The organism is Tenacibaculum profundi, assembly GCF_052050075.1.
Classification (GTDB): Bacteria; Bacteroidota; Bacteroidia; order Flavobacteriales; family Flavobacteriaceae; genus Polaribacter.
Genome location: NZ_CP197225.1, coordinates 801,580 through 826,214 on the forward strand (window position 1 = coordinate 801,580; position 24,635 = coordinate 826,214).

The window sequence follows — 24,635 nt, forward strand, 5'->3', positions numbered from 1 at the left end:
TCCTATCCTATTAATTTCAATCCATTTTCAAGTGCTTTCAACAACATTAAAACCTGTCCTTCAGGAGGTAGACTTCGCTTTTTGTCTGCTGGTATCAAATGAGCTTTTAATAACTTTTCAGAAACATTTCCTGCATCTCTGTTTACTGATTTATGAACACCTTGACTTTTAAGTTCAGCTAAAAAACTTTCTTCCTTTAAAAATTGTGTTATTTTTTCAGTAATTGGCACTATTGCTTTATCCATTTCTTTTGAATAATTAAGTGTTGTCATACCAACTGATAATGCCGCTTCAATTCCATCAAATACAGCTGGTGGTAATCCCATTTTTTTTAATGCTACATTTAACAAAGCTCTTGCAGTACGACCATTTCCGTCTTTAAAAGGATGAATACTTATGAAACGAGAGAAAAAACATGCTGCACCTACTAATTGTTCGATAGGTTTTGTGCTGGTTATCGCTTTATTTAACTGATCGATCATATCTTTAGTTTCTATTGCTACATAGCCTATTGGAACAGTAAAACCACTTCCTATTCCCTGCATTTCATTGGCAGGAAAGTTAGCTAGTATACCAAATTTCCCATTCGGATCTTGTTTTTTTCCACTACCAAATAAGGCGTTTACAGCTAATATTTGTTCAACACTTAATGGTGCAGAGCTTTTCTCAAGATCAACTAGATATGCTTGAGTTACTTCAAAATCAGCTAACGCTTTTTTTTGTTTTTCTGATCCTTCATTTTCCTGAATACTGGATGATAATGATTTTTCTTTTTCAATAACTTCTTTATAATTTGGCGATTTTAAAAGACTATACGCCCCTTTTAATTTGTTTAGTCGATCATTAAGTTCAGCTTCTTGCCCAGGCAGGTGGTTGAAGTTTTGATAATATCTCACAAATGCTTTATTATCGATATATCTCTCGGCTAGTTCTTTGGCATCAAACATAATTTTTATTTTTTATTTTATTTTATTTATGATCAAAATCTATCACACCAATTAATGGGATACACAAAACATGTTTAATGAACTGTTTTTAATTGTTGTCAAAAACTCTTTCATTCTATATTCTGATTTTACCAAATAATCGTTTTTTTGTAAACTAACATCTATATTCTCTAAATTAATCTAAAATTAGAACCAATATATTATATCAATCTACAATTGATTATCTCAAAAAATTGGGGTATTTGCGAAATCTATGGTATACGCAAACTATTATTTTTCACTCAATAATAAAAGCTAACGATAAAGTTTTGCCTTTAGTGCCTTAGGAATTAGATTAATTTTTTATTTTTCATTTTAACATTAAAAAAGTTGGCTATTTTCACTTTACAAATTGAATATCATTCCATTCATTATTAGGAATAAATATGACAGAATGAAATTATTATTTTTAATTTTAACTGAGTTTTATTCTATTTTATTGAAGCTTTTCGTTTTTATGTTAAAAGACTAAAGTACCAAGATTAGTATTTTAATCTTGGTACTTTTGTAAGTATATTTAGTTTATTATTTATTTATGCTAACCCAATAAAGCTTTTAGAAAAAACGCATAAATTCTGATTTTTCTCGACCCAAATTAAAAGTCATAAGAATTTCGTGACTTCCAGAATTAAAATTACCTAAATTTGTAAAAGTATGGTCGTAGGCATATCCCATTCGTAATTGTTTAATTACATTTATACTAAAAATAGCTGATAAAGAATCATCATACCTATAAGAAAGTCCAAATTCAATATTTTCGTTAAACAAAATATTTGCAGAGTAATCTACTGTTATAGGGGCTCCTACTGCTGCCTTTACAAGAAAAGATGGTTTGAATTTTATATTATTCTCAAAACTAAAAACATATCCCCCGGTAAAGAAATAATGCATCTCTTCTAAGGCTTTTGATACAACCCCGTTACTTCTTTCAAAATGAACTGTTTTTAACAAATTTGGCAAAGCCAATCCCAAATAGTAATTATCAGAATAATAATAAATTCCGACACCAAAATTTGGTTTTACCTCATTCAGGTTATTTTGAAATGCTAAATCTCCTGCGTTAACAGTATTCAGAAAAGCTATAGGTGCAGATAAGAAAGTAGCTCCTGCCTTTAAACCAAAGGCAAATTTAGACTGATCATTTACTTTTAATGTATATGAAAAATCTGCATACGCATGCTCCTCTGACAAAGGTCCTATTTTGTCAGATAAAACTGAAAGCCCTAATCCAACATTTTTTCCTACAGGAGCTTGAGCATTAAAAGTAAGTGTTCTAGGAGAACCATTAATTCCTACCCATTGAGTGCGAGCTAAAAAACTTAAAGCTAAACCTCCTTGAGATCCTGCATAAGCTGGATTGATAATATTCATATTATACATATATTGTGTATAATGTGGATCTTGTTGCCCTTGAACAGAAAGGCTAACAAAAATGACTATAATTATAAATATATTTTTTCTCATTTCTTTTTTATTATCTATTTATATAAACCCAACCAGAATATTTTCTGTTATTAATATCATTTAACTCAATAACATAGAAATAAGTTCCGACAGGAACGGGATTATTTCCATAGAAAGTCAAACTCACATTAGCATATCCATTCCACCATAAAGGAAGTGCCCTATTATTATTATCATACTTATAGACCTTTCTACCGTATCTATTATAAACTTGCATTGTAAAACCTGGGTATTTTGATAATAAAGGGATAACAAATTCATCATTTACACCATCTCCATTAGGAGAAAAACCTTCTGGTATCATATTACAATCTGTAACATCTAAATAATCTAAAATTCCATCAAAATCGCAATCTCCCATACTTTCATCAATGGTCAAAACACCATCTCCATCATCATCTGGGTCTAAGTAATTTGGAATACCATCTCCATCTGTATCATCATTCTCTAATGAATCATCTCTATTTAAATCTTCCTCTGAAGTTAAAATACCATCTCCATCATCATCATCATCTCTGAAATTTGGCAAACCATCTGCATCTGAATCTATTAAACCTCGTAATTCTTGTGTATCAATTTTCCCATCATTATCAGTATCCGTTCCTCCTACTTCTTCTACATCATTAACACCATCATTATCACTATCTAGATCTCTAAAATCAGGAATACCATCATCATCAGTGTCTGGAATTCTACCTAAATCTCCTCCACTATCAGGATCTACAGAATCCATTATACCATCTCCATCACTATCCAATATGCTATCTAACATTCCATTATTATTTATATCTAGAGATAAATCATTACCTCCTTCTATTAGATCTGATATTCCATCTCCATCACTATCTAAATCTTGATAATCAGGTTTACCATCTCCATCACTATCTAGAACGTTAGTAAAAATACCTCCATCATCTAAATCAACGGCGTCAACGATACCATCTTCATCATTATCAGAATTATCGTCAATTATTCCATCATTATCCAGATCTAAACGAACATCAACTCCTGATTCAAATAAATCTGAAATTCCATCATTATCACTATCTAAATCCTGAAAATCGGGAAATAAATCATTATCGCTATTTGTTGGCACAGTGCTACTTCCAGCATTAATATCCGTATCATTAGAGTCTGCCTTATTTAAAAGGCCATCATTATCGGAATCAATTATACTATCAACAATACCATCATTATTCAAATCAACAATTGAGGCTATTTGTCCACTCTCTATTAAATCTAGAATTCCATCTCCATCACTATCTAAGTCCAAACGATCTAAAATTCCATCATTATCAGTATCTCTATTTGGATCACCTAACTCCTCAACACTATCTAAAATTCCATCATTATCATCATCTAAATCATAAATATCAGGAATCTTATCTTTATCAGTATCTAACAATGGGGCATCTTCTGAACTATTAGAAGGTGCTCCGTCTAGTACATCTGGAATACCATCTTTGTCAATATCTGTGGCATCATCTATTATCCCATCTCTGTCTAAATCTAAAACACCTGGGAGTCTTCTGTTATTAGGTTCTAGCACATCTGGAATACCATTTCCATCTTCATCAGGTAAATCTTCCTCTTGAATTAATTCATCTGTATCTATTTGACCATCGCCGCTGACATCAGTTCCTCCTGCTTCCTCAACATCGTTTAACCCATCATTATCACTATCTAAATCACGGTAATCTTCCATACCATCACCATCCGTATCTGGTGTATTTACGAATTCACCTCCCGCATCTGGATCTAGCGCATCAGAGATTCCATCTCCATCATTATCGTTAAGGTTATCTATAACTCCGTCGTTATTAGAATCCAAACTAACATCAACACCTCCTTCTAACAAATCAGAAACACCGTCACTATCACTGTCCAAATCTTGAAAATCAGGATCATCATTAAAGTCACTATCTTTTGGTTCCACAGTACCTCCCGCTGTAATATCTGAATCACTATTATCAGCTGTGTCCATTATTCCATCATTATCTGCATCTATGATGCTATCTAAAATTCCGTCACCATCAGAGTCTGCTGAAGACATACTCTGATCGCTTTCTTGTAAATCCAAAATACCATCTCCGTCACTATCCAAATCCAAGTGATCAAAAGTTCCGTCGGTATCAGTATCTCTATTTTCATTTCCTTTCTGTTCAATAACGTCTAAAACTCCATCATTATCATCATCTAGATCGTAGATATCTGGAATTAAATCTCCATCTGTATCTGAAAGAGGTGCATCTTTACTCCCATCTTCAGGGGCCCCATCCAATACATTTGGAATACCATCACCATCATTATCTGTATTATCATCTATAATTCCGTTACCATCCAAATCTAAAATTCCTGGTAATTTTGGATTATTTGGTTCCAATACATCTGGAATACCATTTCCATCACTATCCTGTAAACTTACTCCATCAACTAATTCGTTTTCATCATTTTGACCATCTCCGTCAGAATCACTTCCTCCTGACTCATCCACATCATTAAGTCCGTCATTATCACTATCTAAATCTTGATAATCAGGTAACCCATCGCTGTCACTGTCAGGAACAGTCACCGACGTTCCTCCATTATCTGGGTCGAAAGCATCTATAATTCCATCTTCATCAGTATCTGTTTGATTATCGGCCATTCCATTATTATCACTATCTAGAGTAGGTTCATTACCTCCCTCTACTAAATCAGAAATACCATCATTGTCACTATCAGTATCTTGAAAATCATAAATACCATCTCCATCACTATCTATAGGCACAGTACTTCCTCCTGCTTCTATATTAACATCATCAATATCAGCTGTATCAATTAAACCGTCATTATCTGCATCTATAATACTATCTAATACTCCATTTAGATCCTGATCAACGTCTGAGGTATTTTGTCCACTTTCTAAAAGGTCTAAAATACCATCATTATCACTATCTAAATCTAGGCGATCAAAAATTCCATCTCCATCAGTATCTCTATTAGGATTCCCTTGCTCTTCTACGCTATCTAAAATACCATCATTATCATCGTCTAAATCATAAATATCAGGTATTAAATCACCATCTGCATCTTCTAAAGGTTTATCTATTGAACCATCATCAGCAGCTCCATCTAATACATTCGGAATTCCATCTCCATCAGTATCAGAATTGTCATCTATAATTCCATTGCCATCTAAATCTAAAACTCCTGGCAATTTTCGATTATTCGGTTCTAAAACATCTACAATTCCATTTCCATCTTCATCTGGTAGGCTGGTTCCATCCACCAAATTATTCATGTCTATTTGACCATCTCCATTATTATCAGTTCCTCCTGACTCATCTACATCATTAAGTCCATCATTATCACTGTCTAAATCTTGATAATCTGGAATTCCATCTGCATCGGTGTCAGGCACTGATGCTTTTGTACCAGCATTATCAGTATCGAAAACATCTGCTATGCCATCTCCATCATTATCTGAGGTATCATCTATAGAGCCATCATTGTTACTATCAAGAGTTCCATCACTACCTCCCTCTACTAAATCTGAAATACCATCATTATCACTATCTAAATCTTGAAAATCTGAAATACCATCACTATCACTATCAATTGGCGATATAGTACCATTTGAAAATGGATCTGAATCATCATCATCTGCGGTATCCATAACACCATCATTATCTGAATCTACAGTACTATCTAGAATACCATTGCCATCCGCATCAACGGTAACGATAACTTGTCCACTCTCTTCCAAATCTAAAATACCATCGCCATCACTATCTAAATCTAAATGATCTAAAACTCCATCGCCATCTGTATCTCTATTTGCATTTCCTGACTGCTCAACTTCATCTAAAATACCATCATTATCATCATCTAAATCATGTTCATCCGGAATTCCGTCACCATCGTTATCAGGCATCTGTGAATCACCAAAATTCCCTTCGTTATCATCCATAAAATCAGGAATACCATCACCATCACTATCTGTATTATCATCTATAACTCCATCGTTATTTGTATCTAAATTTCCGGGCAGCTTAGGATTATTTGGTTCTAAGATATCTGGTACAGAATTATTATCAATATCCTTTAAATTTGAACCATCAACCAAATTATAAGAATCTATTTGGCCATCTCTATCAGCATCAGTAGCACCGACCTCATCTACATCATTTAAACCATCATTATCACTATCTAAGTCCTGGTAATCAGGCATCCCATCTCCATCAGTATCAGGAGTAGATGATGCCCCCCCTGAACTATCTATATCAAAAATATCTGCTATTCCATCATTATCACTATCGGTTTGATCATCCAATACTCCATTAGTATCTGAATCTAAGCTCGCTTCACTTCCACCTTCTACCAAGTCAGAAACTCCATCATTATCACTATCTAAATCCTGAAAATCTGTAGCTCCATCTCCGTCACTATCTGTTGGCACTGTACTTCCTGGTGATAATGGGTCAGAATCATCATTATCAGCTGTATCCATAACACCATCATTATCTGAATCTACAGTACTATCTAAAATTCCATTCTTATTAATATCTATAGAAACCATATCCTGACCACTTTCTGTAATATCTAAAATACCATCCCCATCACTGTCTAAATCTAAACGATCGGCAATTCCATCTCCATCAGTATCCCTATTTAAATCTCCAGATTCTTCAACACTGTCTAAAATCCCATCATTATCATCATCTAAATCATGTTGATCGGGTATGTAATCTCCATCGGTATCGATCATATGAGCATCTCCATACACTCCTATATTACCGTCCATTGAATCAGGAATACCATCGCTATCGCTGTCTGTATTATCATCTATAACTCCATTTAAATCACTATCTAAATTTCCTGGTAATTTTGGATTACTAGGTTGCAAGACATCGGGAACCCCGTTATTATCTGAATCTGGTAATGTAATACCGTTTATAAGGGAATTCATATCGTTTTGACCATTACCGTCATTATCTGTTCCTCCCGCTTCAACAATATCATTAATACCATCATTATCACTATCTAAGTCTAAATAATTTGGTGTACCATCTCCATCGGTATCAGGAACAGATGCTGGATTTCCTCCTGTATCACTATCTAAAATATCTGCAATACCATCCTCATCACTATCAGTTTGGTCATCTAAAATTCCGTTATTGTTCGCGTCTAAACTACTATCAGACCCTCCCTCTACTAAATCTGAAATACCATCTCTATCGCTATCTAAATCCAAATAATCTGAAATACCATCTCCGTCAGTATCAATCGGATCAACCGTTCCTATTGAATTTGGATCATTAGAATCTGCATCAACAATATCAACTATACCATCCATATCCAAATCTATCGAAGCATCTAAAACTCCATTTCCGTCGGAATCTACTGAGATAATATTTTGACCACTCTCATGAAGATCTAAAATTCCATCACCATCACTGTCTAAATCTTTTCTATCTACAATTCCATCACCATCACTATCTTTATCAGGATCTCCTGATTGCTCTATACTATCAAGAATACCATCATTATCATCATCTAAATCAGTCATATTCCATATTCCATCACCATCAGTGTCTTCGTCTGTTAGCACTAAAACTGAGGCTGTGTCACAATTAATGGGATTTGCATTATTCTCACATATTTTATATGTTACAGTGTAAAAACCAGGAGCCGCATCTGGGGTAATAGTAATGGTACCATCTCCATTTAAAATAAGTCCAAAAGGGACACTCATTGGTGTTAGACTAACCTCTCCTGGAGCTCCTCCTATTACTGCTGTAGTTTCATCTAGCATATCATTAAGGATAACCGATGGAGAATTTGAATTCATTGTTAGTGGAGTACTTATGAAATCATCATCTACTGCATCTAGAATATTAGAAACTAGTATGATAACTGTTTCTGTGTCACAATTAATTGGATTTGAATTATTTTCACATATTTTATAACTCAATGTATAGGTTCCTGATGGCGCAGGTGAATTAACAGTAACCGTTCCATCTGGATTCAATGTTAACTCATTTGGAACACTTATTGGGTCTATGCTAATCTCTCCTGGATTACTTCCTATAACTACAGTTGCTTCATCTAATGTATCATTATCAATCACAGAAATAGATGTATCTCCAACGGTTAAAGGGCTATTAGTAAAATCATCAGATACTGAATCTATAATATTAGATACAACAATAGTCACTGTTTCTGTATCGCAGTTTAAAGGACTTGAGTTATTCTCACATAATTTATAAGTTAATGTATAAGTGCCTGAAGGAGTTGCTGCGTTTACTATAACCGTACCATCTCCATTTAGTGTCAATTCATTTGGGACACTAATAGGAGATAGACTAACTTCTCCTGGATCTCCTCCTATGACAACAGGTTTATTATCTAATGTGTCATTAAGTATTACAGTTGGTGAAGAATCATTAATTGTCAGCGGTGTTCCACTAAAATCATCCCCCACTGAATCTAGCACATTAGAAACAACAATAATTACTGTCTCCGTATCGCAGTTTAAAGGACTTGAGTTATTCTCACATATTTGATAGGTTAAGGTATACGTTCCTGAAGGAGTCGCTTCATTTACGGTAATTGTACCATCTCCATTTAATGTTAATTCATTTGGAACACTTATTGGAGTCAGAGTAACTTCTCCTGGGTTTCCTCCTATTACTACAAGTTTATCATCTAATGTGTCGTTACCAATAATTGATGGAGAAGAGTCATCTATTGTTATTGGACTTCCACTAAAATCGTCAGATACAGAGTCTATAATGTTTGAGACGACAATAGTCACTGTCTCCGTATCACAATTTAAAGGACTTGAGCCATTCTCACATATTTGATAGGTTAAGGTATATGTTCCTGAAGGAGCTGATTCATTTACAGTAATTGTACCATCATTATTCAAAGTAAGCTCACTTGGTACACTTACTCCGCTAATACTCACCTCTCCTGGATTATTTCCAATAATTGCTAAAATACCGTCTAATGTATCATTAGTAATTACTGAAGGTGAACTATCCCCTATTGTTAATGGACTGCCGCTAAAATCATCGAGGACAGAATCAATAATATTTGCTACCACTAATGTAACATTAGCAGTACTGCAATTAGCTGGGCTAGCTCCATTTTCACATATTTGATATACTAGTGAATATGAATTTGAAGGAGCGCCAGGGTTAACTGTTATGGTACCGTCTGAGTTTAATGTCAATTCATTTGGCACGCTTACCCCGCTAACGCTGACTTCACCTGAATTACTTCCTACAATTACTCCAGAACCTCCTAATGTATCATTATTAGCCAAAGAAATAGAAGTATCTCCTATGGTTAATGGACTGCCAAAGAAAAAATCATCATTTGCTTGTATATTTTGTAAAACTTTGACCGACGCAGTAGCTGTTTGACAATTTGTCGATGCAGCATCATTCTCGCAGATCTGATATGTTAAATTAAATGTACCCGATGGGGCTCCTGGACTGACCGTGACAGTTCCATCAGGGTTTAGTGTTAGTTCATTTGGCACGCTGACTGCTGATAGCGTTAACTCTCCTGGATTATTTCCTAAAACAACTGGATTACCATTCATTGTATCGTTGCTTATTACAGAACCTGTTGAATCTCCAGGAGCTAAAATACTTCCCGTAAAATCATCTTGATTAGCAGCAATAACGCCTAAAGGACAGTCTGGTGCTGATACTGTTGTAGATGCTGTTTGGGGAAATGCAAACTCTGATGCGTCAAAAACACAGTCTCCCGGGTTATTAACTGTCACTGCTAAGGATACAGATGGGTTACTATTATCACAATCAATACCTAGACTTGATAATGGTGTATCCCAATACCCCCAATCATTATGTGCTCCAGATTTACTTGTGGTTACAATAATATTTACAGAAGTGCCTGACAAAACTGGGAGGGAACTTATTCCTGTATTATTAATTGGTCCCGTTGGGAGTACTCCAAAGGCTGTAACAGGTGGACCTCCATTTACAGAAACAGTTAAATCTATAGTGGCAGAAGCTGGAAAAGACCCCATATCACTATGCCAATGTTCTAAATATATTCTTAACTTTGTTCCTGTTGGATCAAAAGCCCATGCCACAGTTACTGTGTGTGCAAAAGTGTTGGTGATCCCAAAGACAAGAATAGTTAAAAAAAGTAGTAGTTTTCTTTTAAATTCTATTCTATACATACTTACAATTATTAAAAATGTTGGATAAACTTTGTTTATTATTCAAAAAATCTATGGATTTATTCGTTTTCATTAAATAAGATCAAAAAAAATAAAGCGTTGTTTTTAAGTGTTTTAATCGATTTTAACGAAACTACAGATAAAGGTCTCTTATGTTGAATTTATTTGTTAAAGTGCAGTAATATTTCTTTAAGAAGTCAATCTCTTTAGTTTATGATTTTATTCTTTTCATAATTTTAAAAATGAAATTTAGTAGACTTGATACATCAAAATAATTCAAACAAACATCATATTAGATAGTCATAAATTTATTCCTTGTACAAGAAATAAATGACAGAAAAATGAAAAGAGTTAGTTTCTTATTAAACTGGCAAGAGGTAATAATAGAGCTTGATATTTTTAGTAAAGCATCCTGTTAATAAAAAAATTTTATGTATTCCTTTAAAATATATAAGATTTATAATTCAACGTTTTTTATGGCGTAGTATTTAATAATTAATAAAAAGGATTAAAGTATACATTTCTATCTAAAAATTTAAATATTAAAAAATAATAAATCGTATTTATGTAGATATATAAACTTAATTGAAAAATATAATACAGATAATTTAACTTACTGATACAAAAAAAAAATAGCTCAAAATTATTTAAGTTAAAACCTAAATAATTTTAAGCTATTTCAAATAGTTAAATTATTGTTTTTTTAGTTTAGAAAGTACGCACAGATTTAGATTCTTTTAGTTGAAAATTAAATAACATCAAAACCTCATGGCTTCCCGAATTGTAATTTCCTAAATTGGTTAAAGTATGGTCATAAGCATATCACATTCGCAATTTTTCTGTAATATTCAAGCTAAATATAACAGAAACAGAATCATCATACCTTACTGATAATCCAAATTCAATATTATCTTGAAATAAAATATTCGCAGAATAATCAATAGAAATTGGAGCTCCTACAGCTACTTTTACTAGAAAGGAAGGTTTAAACTTTATCTCATTCTTCATATCAAAAACATAACCACCAGTAAAAAAATAGTGTATTTCTTCTACAGCCTTTGATATCACTCCACTTTTTCTTTCAAAATGAACTATTTTCAATAAATTTGGTAATGCAAAGCCTAAATAATAATTATCTGAATAATAATAAGTTTCAAACCCAAAATTTGGTGTAACTCTATTTAAATTATTTTGAAAAGCTATATCTCCAGAATTAACTGTATTCAAAAAAGCTAAAGGTGCTGATAAAAACGTCGCTCCAGCTTTTAAACCAAAAGCAAGATTCGTTTGGTCTCCTATTTTAATTGTATAAGAAAAATCTGCATAAAAATTTTCTTCTGGCACAGGTCCTACCCTATCAGCAATCACAGAAATCCCCAATCCTATTTTTTTTACAAGAGATTACGCACTAAATGTTAGTGTTCTTGGTGAATTTTTTAATCCTATTCACTGGGTTATTGCTAAAAAACTTAAAACTAAACCATCTTGTGCACCAATATAGACTAAATTAATGATGTTTATATTATACATATATTGTTATAATGCGGATCTTGTTATCCCTGAACAGAAAAACAAACAAAATTATAATTAAGTTAACTATTTTTTTTCTTTTTTTATTATCTGTTTAAATAAATCCGACCTTTGTATCCTTTTTTACTACCATCATTAAGCTTTATTATATAGTAGTAAGTTCCTACAGAAATTGGACCACTTCCGAAAACAATAAGATTAGTGTTTGCGTATCCGTTCCACCAAATAGGTTTTTTCCTACCATTGTTTATATAGTTGTATGCTCTTATTCCTAATTCATTGAAAATTTCTATTGAAAAATCAGGATATTTTGATAAAAAAGGAATTATAAACTCATCATTTACAGAATCGTTATTTGGAGAAAATTCCATAGGAACCGTATTACAATCTGTTACATTTCTTCCTGCTGAAATGCTTCTTGTATTCTTTTTTACATCTTTTCTTAGTTGTTGTGATTTATTTTTAGTTTTTACGGCTTCACCTAAAGCAGCGTCTTCCATGTTATTTGAAGAACAAGATAGTAGCAAACTTAGCATTATTATTTTAAAAAAATGATTCATGAAATGTGGTTTTAGTTTAATTTTAATAATCAAAAAAATTCTATTTATAAGTCTCTTTTTTGGTGAAACTTTGAATTATTTAAGTGATATAATTCTTGTTTTTAGCAGAAAAATATCTCGACAAATAAAGTCAAATTGTATTTGATTTATACTCAGGAATACTAATGAAATTGCTATAGGGGTTTAGCTTATGGGAGGCGGTGTATGTAAAATAAATATTAAACTTTTAACTTGTTGATAAAATTCTATCTAACTAAAAACATATTTCGCTAAATGCAATTAATTAAAAATAACACCAAAAAAAGTTAGGTTTCTATTTCTTTGAAATTTCAAAAATTTACTTTGTCGCAGACACTCCATAACTTTTGTTATCTGATACTTTCAATTCTATTAATTGTTCTCTACGGAAAAGCAGTCAATTTTAACTCACGAGAAACAAAACTAAAGAAAATTATTGTTGTTCATACTAGGAAAAAGTAAAGAGAAGCTTATCATTTAAATCTTCAATAAGCATAACGTTTTTTTCTCTTAACAAGGTTCTAAATACTTATTAAAACAAAAGAAAATTAATATATGTTTATATATTAATTTTCAAATTATTGGTATTTCTATTGAATTCAAACCTATTAATGTATTGAATTACTGTTATTGCTGTAATTTTACATGATATTCTATTTTTAAACCCTTCGAAAGATTTAGCATAATTTCTTCTAATAATAAATTGATCACAAAGTTGGGAAAACAATGTTTCTATTCGTTTTTTAGATTTTTTTAATATATAAGATTGTTCTATATAGTTATATTGGTTAACTAGCGCAATAGCCTTTCTAAGGCAAACTATAGTCTTACTCTTTACTATCTTTACTTCTAGAACTTCTCGATAGCTTGCACACCTCTAAAGGCATGCTATCAACAATATAACATTGCTTAGATTGCTTCAGATTGATAATCAAACATTAATGAAGTGACTCCCTGAAATAAGACAATCTACGTTTTTCTATATTATAGACACTCCCCTCTATTTTTGAGATAAATTAAAATTACATAAAAGTATTTTGAATACTTGATATTCACTATCAATACTCATATATTCTGAAGTTAAATCAATAGTTATTAATTCTTTATCTCTAAGTTTAGTTTTACGAATTTCATGTAAATAATACATATTAGAATCTGACTCTTTAAAAACCTTAAAATACTTTATCATAATTTGACTGAAAGTTGTGCATATAAATTAAAGTATCAAAACTTCAATTTACTGTCTTTTAGCAGTCTGCACAACTTTTTCTAAATGCACAATAGGTTAAAGTGCTTAATGTTAATAATTTTAAACTATTTCAAAAATTAAATTATTGTTTTTTTAGTTTAGAAAGTACGTACAGATTTAGATTCTTTTGGTTGAAAATTAAATAACATCAAAATCTCATGGCTTCCCGAATTGTAATTTCCTAAATTGGTTAAAGTATGGTCATAAGCATATCCCATTCGCAATTTTTCTGTAATATTCAAGCTAAATATAACAGAAACAGAATCATCATACCTTACTGATAATCCAAATTCAATATTATCTTGAAATAAAATATTCGCAGAATAATCAATAGAAATTGGAGCTCCTACAGCTGCTTTTACTAGAAAGGAAGGTTTAAACTTTATCTCATTCTTCATATCAAAAACATAACCACCAGTAAAAAAATAGTGCATTTCTTCTACAGCCTTTGATATCACTCCACTATTTCTTTCAAAATGAACTGTTTTCAATAAATTTGGTAATGCAAAGCCTAAATAATAATTATCTGAATAATAATAAGTTCCAAACCCAAAATTTGGTGTAACTCTATTTAAATTATTTTGAAAAGCTATATCTCCAGAATTAACTGTATTCAAAAAAGCTAAAGGTGCTGATAAAAACGTCGCTCCAGCTTTTAAACCAAAAGCAAGATTCGTTTGGTCTCCTATTTTAATTTTATAAGAAAAATCTGCATAAATGTTTTCTTCTGATAAAGGACCTATTCTATCAGCAATCAAAGAAACACCTAATCCTACATTTTTTCCAACAGGAGCTTGTGCACTTAGTGTTAATGTTCTTGGTGATTTTTTTAATCCAACCCATTGCGTTCTTGCCAAAAAACTCAAAACTAAACCATCTTGAGTACCAGCATAAGCCGGATTAATGATATTCATATTATACATATATTGTGTATAATGCGGATCTTGTTGCCCTTGAACATTAAGACAAACAAAAATTATAATCAATTTTAATATATTTTTTTTCATTTTTTTATTATCTATTTATATAAACCCAACCTTCATATTCTTTTTTACTACCATCATTAAGTTTTATAAGGTAATAGTAGGGCCCTACAGGTACAGGGTTACTTCCATAAAAAATAAGACTCGCATTTGCATATCCATTCCACCAAATAGGTTTCTCCCTACCATTATTTTCATATACATAAGTTTTTCTTCCAGATCTACTATAAATTTCTATTGAAAAGTCAGGATATTTTAGTAGAAAAGGGATTACAAATTCATCATTTACTTTATCATTATTTGGAGAAAAACCCTCTGGGGCTATATTACAATCGGTTATATCTAAATAATCTGGCAAACCATCAAAATCACAATCTCCTATGTTTTCATTGTTCGTCAAAACACCGTCCCCATCGTCATCTGGATCTAAATAATTGGGAATACCATCCTTATCAGTATCATCATTATTCAAAATGTTATCTCCATTTATATCTTCATCTAAAGTTAATATACCGTCTTCATCATCATCAATATCTTGAAAATTTGGTATATTATCATTATCGCTATCCAATAAGTTTTTTAATTCTTTTATGTCTATTCTTCCATCATTATCACTATCTATACCTCCAACTTCCTCAACATCATATGCTCCATCGTTATCACTATCTAAATCTTGAAAATCTGGTATATCGTCATTATCTGTATCTGGTAAAGAAACTACTATACCTCCTAGAACTGAGTCTACAAAATCTATAACACCATTATTGTTAGAATCAATCCGGTCATCAATCATACCATTATTATCTTCATCTAAATTTAGATCGATCCCCCCTTCAATAAGATCTGAAATCCCATCATTATCAGAATCTAGATCCTGAAAATCAGGAATATTATCATTATCTGATCCATCTGGTATTACAATACCCTTTGCACCAGTAAAACTATTAGTATAGTCTTCATCAACAACATCCAAAAGCCCATCAAAATCCTTATCTACAGTACTATCCAATATACCATCTCTATTACTATCTACTGATGCTGAATTTTGACCACTTTCAACAAGATCTAGAATTCCATCGCCATCACTATCAAGATCAAACCTATCTAGTATTCCATCTCTATCAGTGTCTCTATTTGAATCTTCATTATCCTCATTACTATCTAATATCCCATCATTATCGTCATCTAAGTCATAAAAATCAGGAACCCCATCCTTATCATTATCAATAATAAGTATGTTAATCATGGTTTGAACTTCCTCTGCTGTTGCAGGATTGCTAAACAAGTTAGGATTAGCATCTATATGATCTTGATAGAAAATCTCTTTAGAAGGATCAGTTCCTACGATAGTTGGTGATATTCTATTAATTTGATCTACCGTAATTACTGAGTTTATTCTATCTGGAGTATCTCCCTCTCTTCCTATCTGAGCAAGAACACTTTGTGAAGTATTTACTACATTTATCATAGACTGAACTTCGAATATCGTTGCTGGTGTACTAAATAAATTAGGATTAGTATCGATATAAGCTTGATAGTTTATTTCATAAGCTGTTTCAACTTCTGTAATTGCTGGATAAATTTTATTGATCTGACTTACTGTTACAGCTGAATTAATCCTATTTGGATTGTCCCCTTCATTTCCTATTTGCTTTAAAACACTTTGAGAGCTGTTAACAATATTTATCATAGATTGAACCTCTAATACTGTAGCTGGGCTACTAAACAAGTCAGGATTCAAATCAATATAATCTTGATAGAATTTTGAGTATTCTGAATTAGCTCCTATTACAGGTGGATTAATCTTATTTATCTGATCTACAGAAATTACGCAATTTACTATATCTGGAGAATCTCCTTCTTTCCCTATCTGAACTAAAGCACTTTGTGAAACATTAACAATATAGATCATGGACTGAACCTCAAATGCCGTGGCTGGTTCACCAAATAATTCAGGGTTTGCATCAATGTAATCTTGATAAAATTGTAAATTTTCTAAAGATGCTCCTATTATAGATGGGTTAATCATATTTATTTGAGCAACCGTTACTACTGAATTTACTGAATTTGGATTATCTCCTTCTTTTCCTATTTGTTCTAAGACACTCTGTGAGGTATTCACCACATCAATCATCGATTGGACTTCCGATACTGTAGCTGGACTACTAAATAAATCAGGATTCGAATCAACATAATCTTGGTATAAGGTTTCATAAGTAGGATTTGCTCCTGTAACTGCCGGACTGATCGTATTGATCTGAGCAACCGTTACTACTGAATTTACTGAATCTGGATTATCTCCCTCACTTCCAACCTGCTCTAAAACACTTTGTGAGGTATTCACCACATCGATCATCAATTGAACTTCCGCTACCGTAGCAGGACTACTAAATAAATCAGAATTCGCATCGATATAATTTTGGTATAAAGTTTCATAAGCAGGGTTCGCACCTATAACCACAGGACTAATCGTATTGATCTGAACAACCGTTACGACTGAATTTACTGAATTTGGACTGTCTCCCTCGTTTCCGATTTGCTCTAAAACACTTTGTGAGGTATTTACCACATCAATCATCGATTGGACTTCCGCTACCGTAGCAGGACTACTAAATAAATCAGGATTCGAATCAACATAATCTTGATATAAAGTTTCATAAGCAGAATTCGCACCTATAACCACAGGACTAATCGTATTAATCTGAGCAACCGTTACTACTGAATTTACTGAATCTGGATTATCTCCCTCATTTCCTATTTCCTCTAAAACACTTTGTGAGGTATTCACCACATCGATCATCGTCTGTACTTCGACTACCGTAGCAGGACTACTAAATAAATCAGGATTCGAATCAATATAGTCTTGGTATAAGGTTTTATATACAGTTTTCGCACCTGTAACTATTGGACTGATCGTATTGATCTGAATAACCGTTACTACTGAATTCACTGAATTTGGATTATCTCCCTCATTCCCTATTTGTTCTAAAACACTTTGTGAGGTATTCACCGAATCAATCATCCCCTGTACTTCTGATACCGTAGCAGGGCTACTAAATAAATCAGGATTCGAATCAATAAATTCTTGATATAAGGTTTCATGAGATGAATTCGTACCTGTAACTATAGGACTGATCGTTTTGATCTGAGCAACTGTTACGACTGAATTCACTGAATCTGGGTCGTCTCCCTCGTTTCCTATTTGCTCTAAAACACTTTGTGAGATATTCACCGAATCAATCATCCCCTGTACTTCTGATACCAAAGCGGAGCTACTAAATAAATCAGGATTTGCATCGATATAATCTTGATATAAGGTTTCATAAAATGGATTCGCACCTGTAACTACTGGACTAATCATATTGATCTGAGCAACTGTTACGACTGAATTCACTGAATCTGGATTATCTCCCTCGTTTCCGATTTGTTCTAAAACATTTTGTGAGGTATTCACCACATCGATCATCGATTGGACTTCCGCTACCGTAGCGGGGCTACTAAATAAATTAGGATTTACATCAATATAATCTTGGTATAAGGTTTCATAAAATGGATTCGCTCCTATAACTGCAGGATTGATCGTATTGATCTTAGCAACCGTTACTACTGAATTTACTGAATCTGGATTATCTCCCTCATTTCCTATTTCCTCTAAAACACTTTGTGAGATGTTTACGACATCAACCATCGCCTGAATTTCTCCTGCAGTTGCTGGGTCACTAAACAAATTTGGATTTAAATCGATATAATTCTGGTATAAAGTTTCATAAGCAGGGTTCGCACCTATTATAATAGGCCTGATAGTATTAATCTGAGCAACCGTTACGACTGAATTTACTATGTTTGGTTTATCAGCCTCACTTCCGATTTGCTCTAACACGCTTTGGGATGTATTAACCGAATCGATCATTGTTTGTACTTCAACTACAGTAGCAGGGTTGCTAAATAAATCAGGATTCGCATCGATATAATCCTGATATAAACCTTCATAGGATGGATTCACACCTATTACCATAGGCATGATAGTATTGATCTCAGCAACCGTTACGACTGAATTCACTATATCTGCATCGTCCCCTTCTTTTCCAATTTGCTCTAACACACTTTGGGATGTATTAACCAAATCAATCATCTTTTGTACTTCAACTACCGTAGCAGGGTTGCTAAATAAATCGGGGTTCGAATCAATAAATTCCTGGTATGAAGTTTCATAAGATGGATTCGCACCTATTACCATAGGCCTGATAGTATTGATCTGAGCAACCGTTACGACTGAATTTACTATGTTTGGTTTATCAGCCTCACTTCCTATCTGATTTAAAATATTCTGCGATTGATTAACTACATTCACCATATCTTGAACTTCAGATACTGTAGCTGGGTTGCTAAATAAATTAGGGTTCGAATCAATAAATTCTTGATACAAGTTTTCATTCGAAAATTTCACATTTGAAATAAACGGATCAATACTAGCAATTTGATTTACTGTAATATTTGACTTTATTAAATTAGGAATATCCGCTTCATTTCCTATTTGTTCTAAAATAATTTGTGTAAATGTAGAAACCTTAACAGTAACTTCAAATATTTCACTGGAGCATACTCCATCATATTGAATACCATAATACTTTTTACCATTAATTAAGATCGTTTTATCTTCTAACTCATTTAATCTACTACTTGCATCATCAGCTGATGCATACCATTCTGTTCCCCTTTGTACAGTATATAAAGACGATACCTTTGCATCTGTTAAATGGCTAACCAAAAACTCCTGTTTATCATTCCCCGTGGGTTTTGTTGGTTTTTCTTTCGTTGTGAAATTAACATTAGAAATAGGACTAAAAATATCAGATGACCCATCATTGAATTTTGTAACGGCATATACTGTATAAGGCGTATTTTCATTTAACGACCTAAAATTAAATGTATACTTTTCATTAGCTGTAGTAGCTATTTTACCCTTACTAATAATTTTAAATTCGTTATTATAATCTATTCCTTCCTCGATCTGTAATTCTGTAGGAGCAACAGCCGCACTTGGAATAACGAGATAGCTTGTTATTCCTGTCTTTTCAAATGAATAATCATAGCTGGCGCTTTCACATAATATGTTTTTTACCAATGCTGCCGCATTAGATACTTCCGATATTATATCATTAATCTTAGCTAAAGTTCCTGCGGCATAATAAAACTCTAGCTCATCACTTTGATTATTCTCTAAATCATTAAAGCGAACATAAAGAGCATAGGAACTATCTCTTCTATTTGTTACTACATTTGATGTTTTTGGATCTTGTTTTACAGCATTTAAAAAATAACAACAATTCCCAATAGATGTATGAGCTCTATCTGAATTACTATAAAACAAAACTGCCTCGTCATCAGTAGATATTTTTATCGCCTTAGCTTGATCTAAAGCACTTGTGTTTACAACAAAAGCTCCATTTACGATATTTCCCCGTTCTTTATTTGGGGAGTCAGATTTTCCTACAAAATCATCTTTCGTCCCAATCCACAAACGAATATTTGTTGCCTTCCGTCCACTTTTGTTTATTACTTTTATTTTTGCTTTAATATAAGCTGTATTTTCTTCTAGTGTGTAAGTATTTTCAATAAAAAAATTCTGATTATCAACAACTAAATATCCTGAGAATACTATTTTTCCATATCCTTGTCCTGTAGTACTATTTGTAATAACAAAATTATCATAATTGATATTATAATTCAATAATCCAGGGTTTTGTATTAATCGACCATTATAATTCCAATTATTAGTTCCATCATTTCCTACACCCCAAACAATATCTAAAGGATGTTTTCCATATGTTAATTGTCTCCAAGAACTAGTTTTTTCATTGTAATAGAAAGGCTGTTGCATATTCCCTATTGTATTAATAGAGTTCTCTGAACCTCTTCCTATTCTTATCTTTCCATTGTTTAAAACTTTATTTTGTCCTTTTACTGCTATACTTAAAAAAAAAGTAACTATCACTTTTATATAGCCTAATTTGCCAATTCCTATTGGACTCGAATCGAGAAACCCGAATACTTTTGTCCTTTTTCCCCTATCAAATTTTAACAGTGTTTTTACTATTCTTTTAACATTGTTTCCATAAGTGTTCTTTGAAAATAAAAATTTTGATATCAATAGTTTTTTAATAGCTTTTCTAATTTTAAAAAGAAAATTAGAAAATCGCTTCCAGTGTAAACTTTGACTGTGGTTTGTAATCCTCATATTTTAATTAAGTTGTATTGTGTACTGTCACAAATCTATTTTTACACTATATTAAAAACAATAGGGGTTAACACCAGTTAAAACACTAGTAAAACTACTACAAAAACAACCAAAAGTAAACTATCAAAACTATCCTTTTCTATTACTCTTAAACGAGATAATATGTTAATTAAATTTCTACAGTATTGTTTCTCTTTAACATTTTGTTAATATAACTAGTAGGTATACATTAAGTCAAAACACTTAAAAAAATAATAATCAAATAATTAGCTAAAAAAGAAAAGTATTTTAATGTATATTCACAAGATATAGCTTACATAGTTAAAAATCATTTAAATAATTTCCCCCATAAATTAGAGCAATACAATACAACGCGAGAAAATTCTTCAGATAAAAATACATTTAAAAGTTAATGCAATTACATACAAGTAAAAAAGCTTCCCGAAATATGAGAAGCTTTTTTAATTGTATAGATATATTCTTATTTACTCAAATACATTTTACGTCGAGAGTACAAATCGTAAAACTGATCATCTCTCAAACTATCAATAAATAAAATACTTTCTCCAGTACTTTTCATTTCTGGCCCTAAATTTTTATTAACATTAGGGAACTTATTAAATGAAAATACAGGCTGTTTAATAGCAAAACCGTCTAACTTTGGATTGAAATTAAAATCCGTTACTTTCTTCTCTCCTAACATAACTTTAGTTGCATAATTTACATAAGGCTCTTTATATGCCTTTGCTATGAAAGGTACTGTTCTTGATGCACGTGGATTAGCTTCAATAATATATACCTTATCGTCTTTGATAGCAAATTGAATATTTATCAATCCAACTGTGTCTAAAGCTAACGCTATAGTTTTCGTATACTCTCTAATTTGTTCAAGGACTAATTCTCCCAAATTAAAAGCTGGTAAAGTTGCATTTGAATCTCCAGAATGGATACCACATGGTTCAATATGTTCCATAATACCAATAATATAAACATTTTCACCATCACAAATTGCATCTGCCTCTGCTTCTATAGCACCTTCAAGATAATGATCGAGTAATAGTTTATTATTTGGTATTTTTCTTAATAAATCGACAACATGTTCTAATAATTCATCTTTATTAATTACAATTTTCATGCCCTGCCCCCCAAGAACATAAGAAGGACGTACTAAAATTGGGAAATCTAATTCATCAGCTAGCGCTAGTGCTTCATCTGCAGTTTCTGCAACACCAAATCTTGGATATGGAATATTATGATCCTTCAGTAGTGTTGAAAAACTACCTCTGTCTTCTGCTAAGTCTAATGCTTTAAAACTTGTCCCTATTATAGGTATTCCATAACGGTCTAGCTTTTCAGCTAGTTTAAGAGCTGTTTGTCCGCCCAATTGCACAATAACACCTTCTGGTTTTTCATGCTTGATGATGTCATAAATATGCTCCCAAAAAACGGGTTCGAAATATAATTTATCTGCAGTATCAAAATCCGTTGAAACAGTTTCAGGATTACAGTTAATCATAATTGTTTCATACCCACATTCTGCTGCTGCAAGTACACCATGAACACAGCAATAATCGAACTCGATTCCTTGACCTATTCTATTAGGTCCAGAACCTAACACAATGATTTTCTTCTTATCTGAAACAACACTTTCATTTGCATGCATTTTTATTCCTTCAGCAGTTTCAATTTCGTTTTCGAAAGTTGAATAATAATAAGGTGTTTTCGCTGTAAATTCAGCAGCACAAGTATCTACTAACTTATACACACGATTTACATTAAGTTCTTCTCGCTTTTTATAAACTTCACTTTCTAAACAACCTAACATATGCGCAATCTGACGGTCTCCATACCCTTTTTGCTTAGCTTCAAGTAATAAATCTCTTTGTAAGGTTTCAATAGTAAAAGAAGAAATTTCTTTTTCTATTTCGAAAAGCTCTTCATATTGCTTTAAAAACCACATATCGATCCTTGTGATTTCATGTATTTTACTGAGTGGCATTCCTATTTGAATAGCGTCATAAATAGCAAATACCCTATCCCATGAAGCAAACTTTAGTTTTTCTTTTATTTTATGATAATCTTTATATCCTTTTCCATCAGCCCCAATACCGTTTCTTTTAATTTCTAAAGATTGTGTGGCTTTATGTAATGCTTCTTGAAAAGAACGTCCGATCCCCATTACCTCTCCAACAGCCTTCATTTGTAGACCTAAAGTTCTATCAGAACCTTCAAACTTATCAAAATTCCAACGTGGAATTTTCACAATGACATAATCTAGTGTAGGTTCAAATAAAGCAGAAGTTGATTTTGTTATTTGGTTATCGAGTTCATCCAAAGTATATCCTGTAGCTAGTTTGGCTGCTATCTTTGCTATTGGATAACCTGTTGCCTTTGATGCCAATGCAGAAGAACGCGAAACTCTTGGATTAATTTCTATTGCAATAATATCTTCTTTTTCGTCAGGAGAAACGGCGAATTGAACATTACAACCTCCGGCAAATTCTCCTATTGATCGCATCATCTTAATAGCCATGTCTCGCATTTTCTGATATGTCTTATCAGAAAGTGTCATAGCAGGTGCTACTGTAATTGAATCTCCTGTATGAATTCCCATTGGATCCATATTTTCAATAGAACAGATAATAACAACATTATCATTGTCGTCTCTCAATAATTCCAATTCAAATTCTTTCCATCCCATCATAGCTTTATCAATCATCACCTCATGTATCGGAGATATTTCAAGACCTCTAGATAATGCTTGCTCAAATTCAGCTTCATCATAAACAATTGAGGCTCCAGCCCCTCCTAGCGTAAAAGAAGCTCTAATACATAAAGGGAAACCAAATTTCTGTGCAATTTCTTTTCCTTTCAAAAAAGATGTAGCTGTTGCCTGTGGAGCCATTGGAACTCCGATTTTTTCCATTAATAATCGAAACTTATCTCGATCTTCAGTAATATTAATAGCATCAATGTCAACACCTATGATTTCAACACCAAAATCTTCCCAAATCCCTTTTTCATCTGCTTCAATACAAAGATTCAAAGCAGTTTGCCCTCCCATGGTAGGTAATACTGCATCAATCTGTGGATGCTCTTTTAAAATTCGAATTATTGACTTTGTTGTTAATGGTAAAAGATAAACATGATCTGCCATTGACGGGTCTGTCATGATGGTAGCTGGGTTAGAATTGATTAAAATAGTCTCAATTCCATCCTCACGTAATGATCTTAATGCTTGTGATCCTGAATAATCAAATTCGCACGCTTGACCTATAACAATAGGTCCTGATCCAATAATTAAAATAGATTTAAGTTCTTGTCTTTTAGGCATTATTAGTTTGTTGTTGTTGAATGTATAAATTTGTTATGTATAAAAAAAGGTGTTACTCATAAAAAGTAACACC

General features: G+C 32.5%; 9 protein-coding genes and 1 pseudogene. All 10 read right to left on the bottom strand.

Annotation, left to right across the window (positions count from 1 at the left end; all coding sequences use genetic code 11):
• Positions 1 to 2: 2 nt before the first annotated feature.
• The 10 genes and pseudogenes from ACSIGE_RS03190 to carB all read right to left on the bottom strand — a co-directional run bounded on the left by ACSIGE_RS03190 (position 3) and on the right by carB (position 24,562).
• Complete coding sequence (locus ACSIGE_RS03190) at positions 3 to 947, bottom strand: Fic family protein (RefSeq protein WP_440881348.1); 945 nt, start codon at positions 945 to 947, stop codon at positions 3 to 5.
• Positions 948 to 1,541: 594 nt separating this feature from the next.
• Positions 1,542 to 2,450: a PorP/SprF family type IX secretion system membrane protein gene (locus tag ACSIGE_RS03195; protein ID WP_440881349.1), complete on the bottom strand. Its 909-nt coding sequence runs from the start codon at positions 2,448 to 2,450 to the stop codon at positions 1,542 to 1,544.
• A gap of 10 nt (positions 2,451 to 2,460) precedes the next feature.
• Positions 2,461 to 10,650: a gliding motility-associated C-terminal domain-containing protein gene (locus tag ACSIGE_RS03200; protein ID WP_440881350.1), complete on the bottom strand. Its 8,190-nt coding sequence runs from the start codon at positions 10,648 to 10,650 to the stop codon at positions 2,461 to 2,463.
• A gap of 822 nt (positions 10,651 to 11,472) precedes the next feature.
• Positions 11,473 to 12,030: a PorP/SprF family type IX secretion system membrane protein gene (locus tag ACSIGE_RS03205; RefSeq protein WP_440881351.1), complete on the bottom strand. Its 558-nt coding sequence runs from the start codon at positions 12,028 to 12,030 to the stop codon at positions 11,473 to 11,475.
• 236 nt (positions 12,031 to 12,266) lie between these two features.
• Entirely contained in the window at positions 12,267 to 12,740 is a 474-nt protein-coding gene (locus ACSIGE_RS03210) for a gliding motility-associated C-terminal domain-containing protein (RefSeq protein WP_440881352.1), read from the bottom strand.
• A gap of 577 nt (positions 12,741 to 13,317) precedes the next feature.
• A pseudogene (locus tag ACSIGE_RS03215) lies at positions 13,318 to 13,548 on the bottom strand (IS982 family transposase); the annotation flags it as partial.
• A gap of 210 nt (positions 13,549 to 13,758) precedes the next feature.
• Positions 13,759 to 13,947: a hypothetical protein gene (locus ACSIGE_RS03220; protein WP_440881353.1), complete on the bottom strand. Its 189-nt coding sequence runs from the start codon at positions 13,945 to 13,947 to the stop codon at positions 13,759 to 13,761.
• A gap of 158 nt (positions 13,948 to 14,105) precedes the next feature.
• Positions 14,106 to 15,014 (bottom strand): PorP/SprF family type IX secretion system membrane protein, encoded by a 909-nt coding sequence (locus ACSIGE_RS03225; protein WP_440881354.1) that lies wholly within the window; start codon positions 15,012 to 15,014, stop codon positions 14,106 to 14,108.
• Positions 15,015 to 15,021: 7 nt separating this feature from the next.
• A complete protein-coding gene (locus ACSIGE_RS03230; protein ID WP_440881355.1) occupies positions 15,022 to 21,228 on the bottom strand; it encodes a gliding motility-associated C-terminal domain-containing protein in 6,207 nt (2,068 codons plus the stop codon).
• Between the two features lie 481 nt (positions 21,229 to 21,709).
• The gene (gene carB, locus ACSIGE_RS03235) at positions 21,710 to 24,562 is read right to left on the bottom strand and encodes a carbamoyl-phosphate synthase large subunit (RefSeq protein ID WP_440881356.1); all 2,853 of its coding nucleotides are present in this window, start codon (positions 24,560 to 24,562) and stop codon (positions 21,710 to 21,712) included.
• Between the last annotated feature and the right edge of the window lie 73 nt (positions 24,563 to 24,635).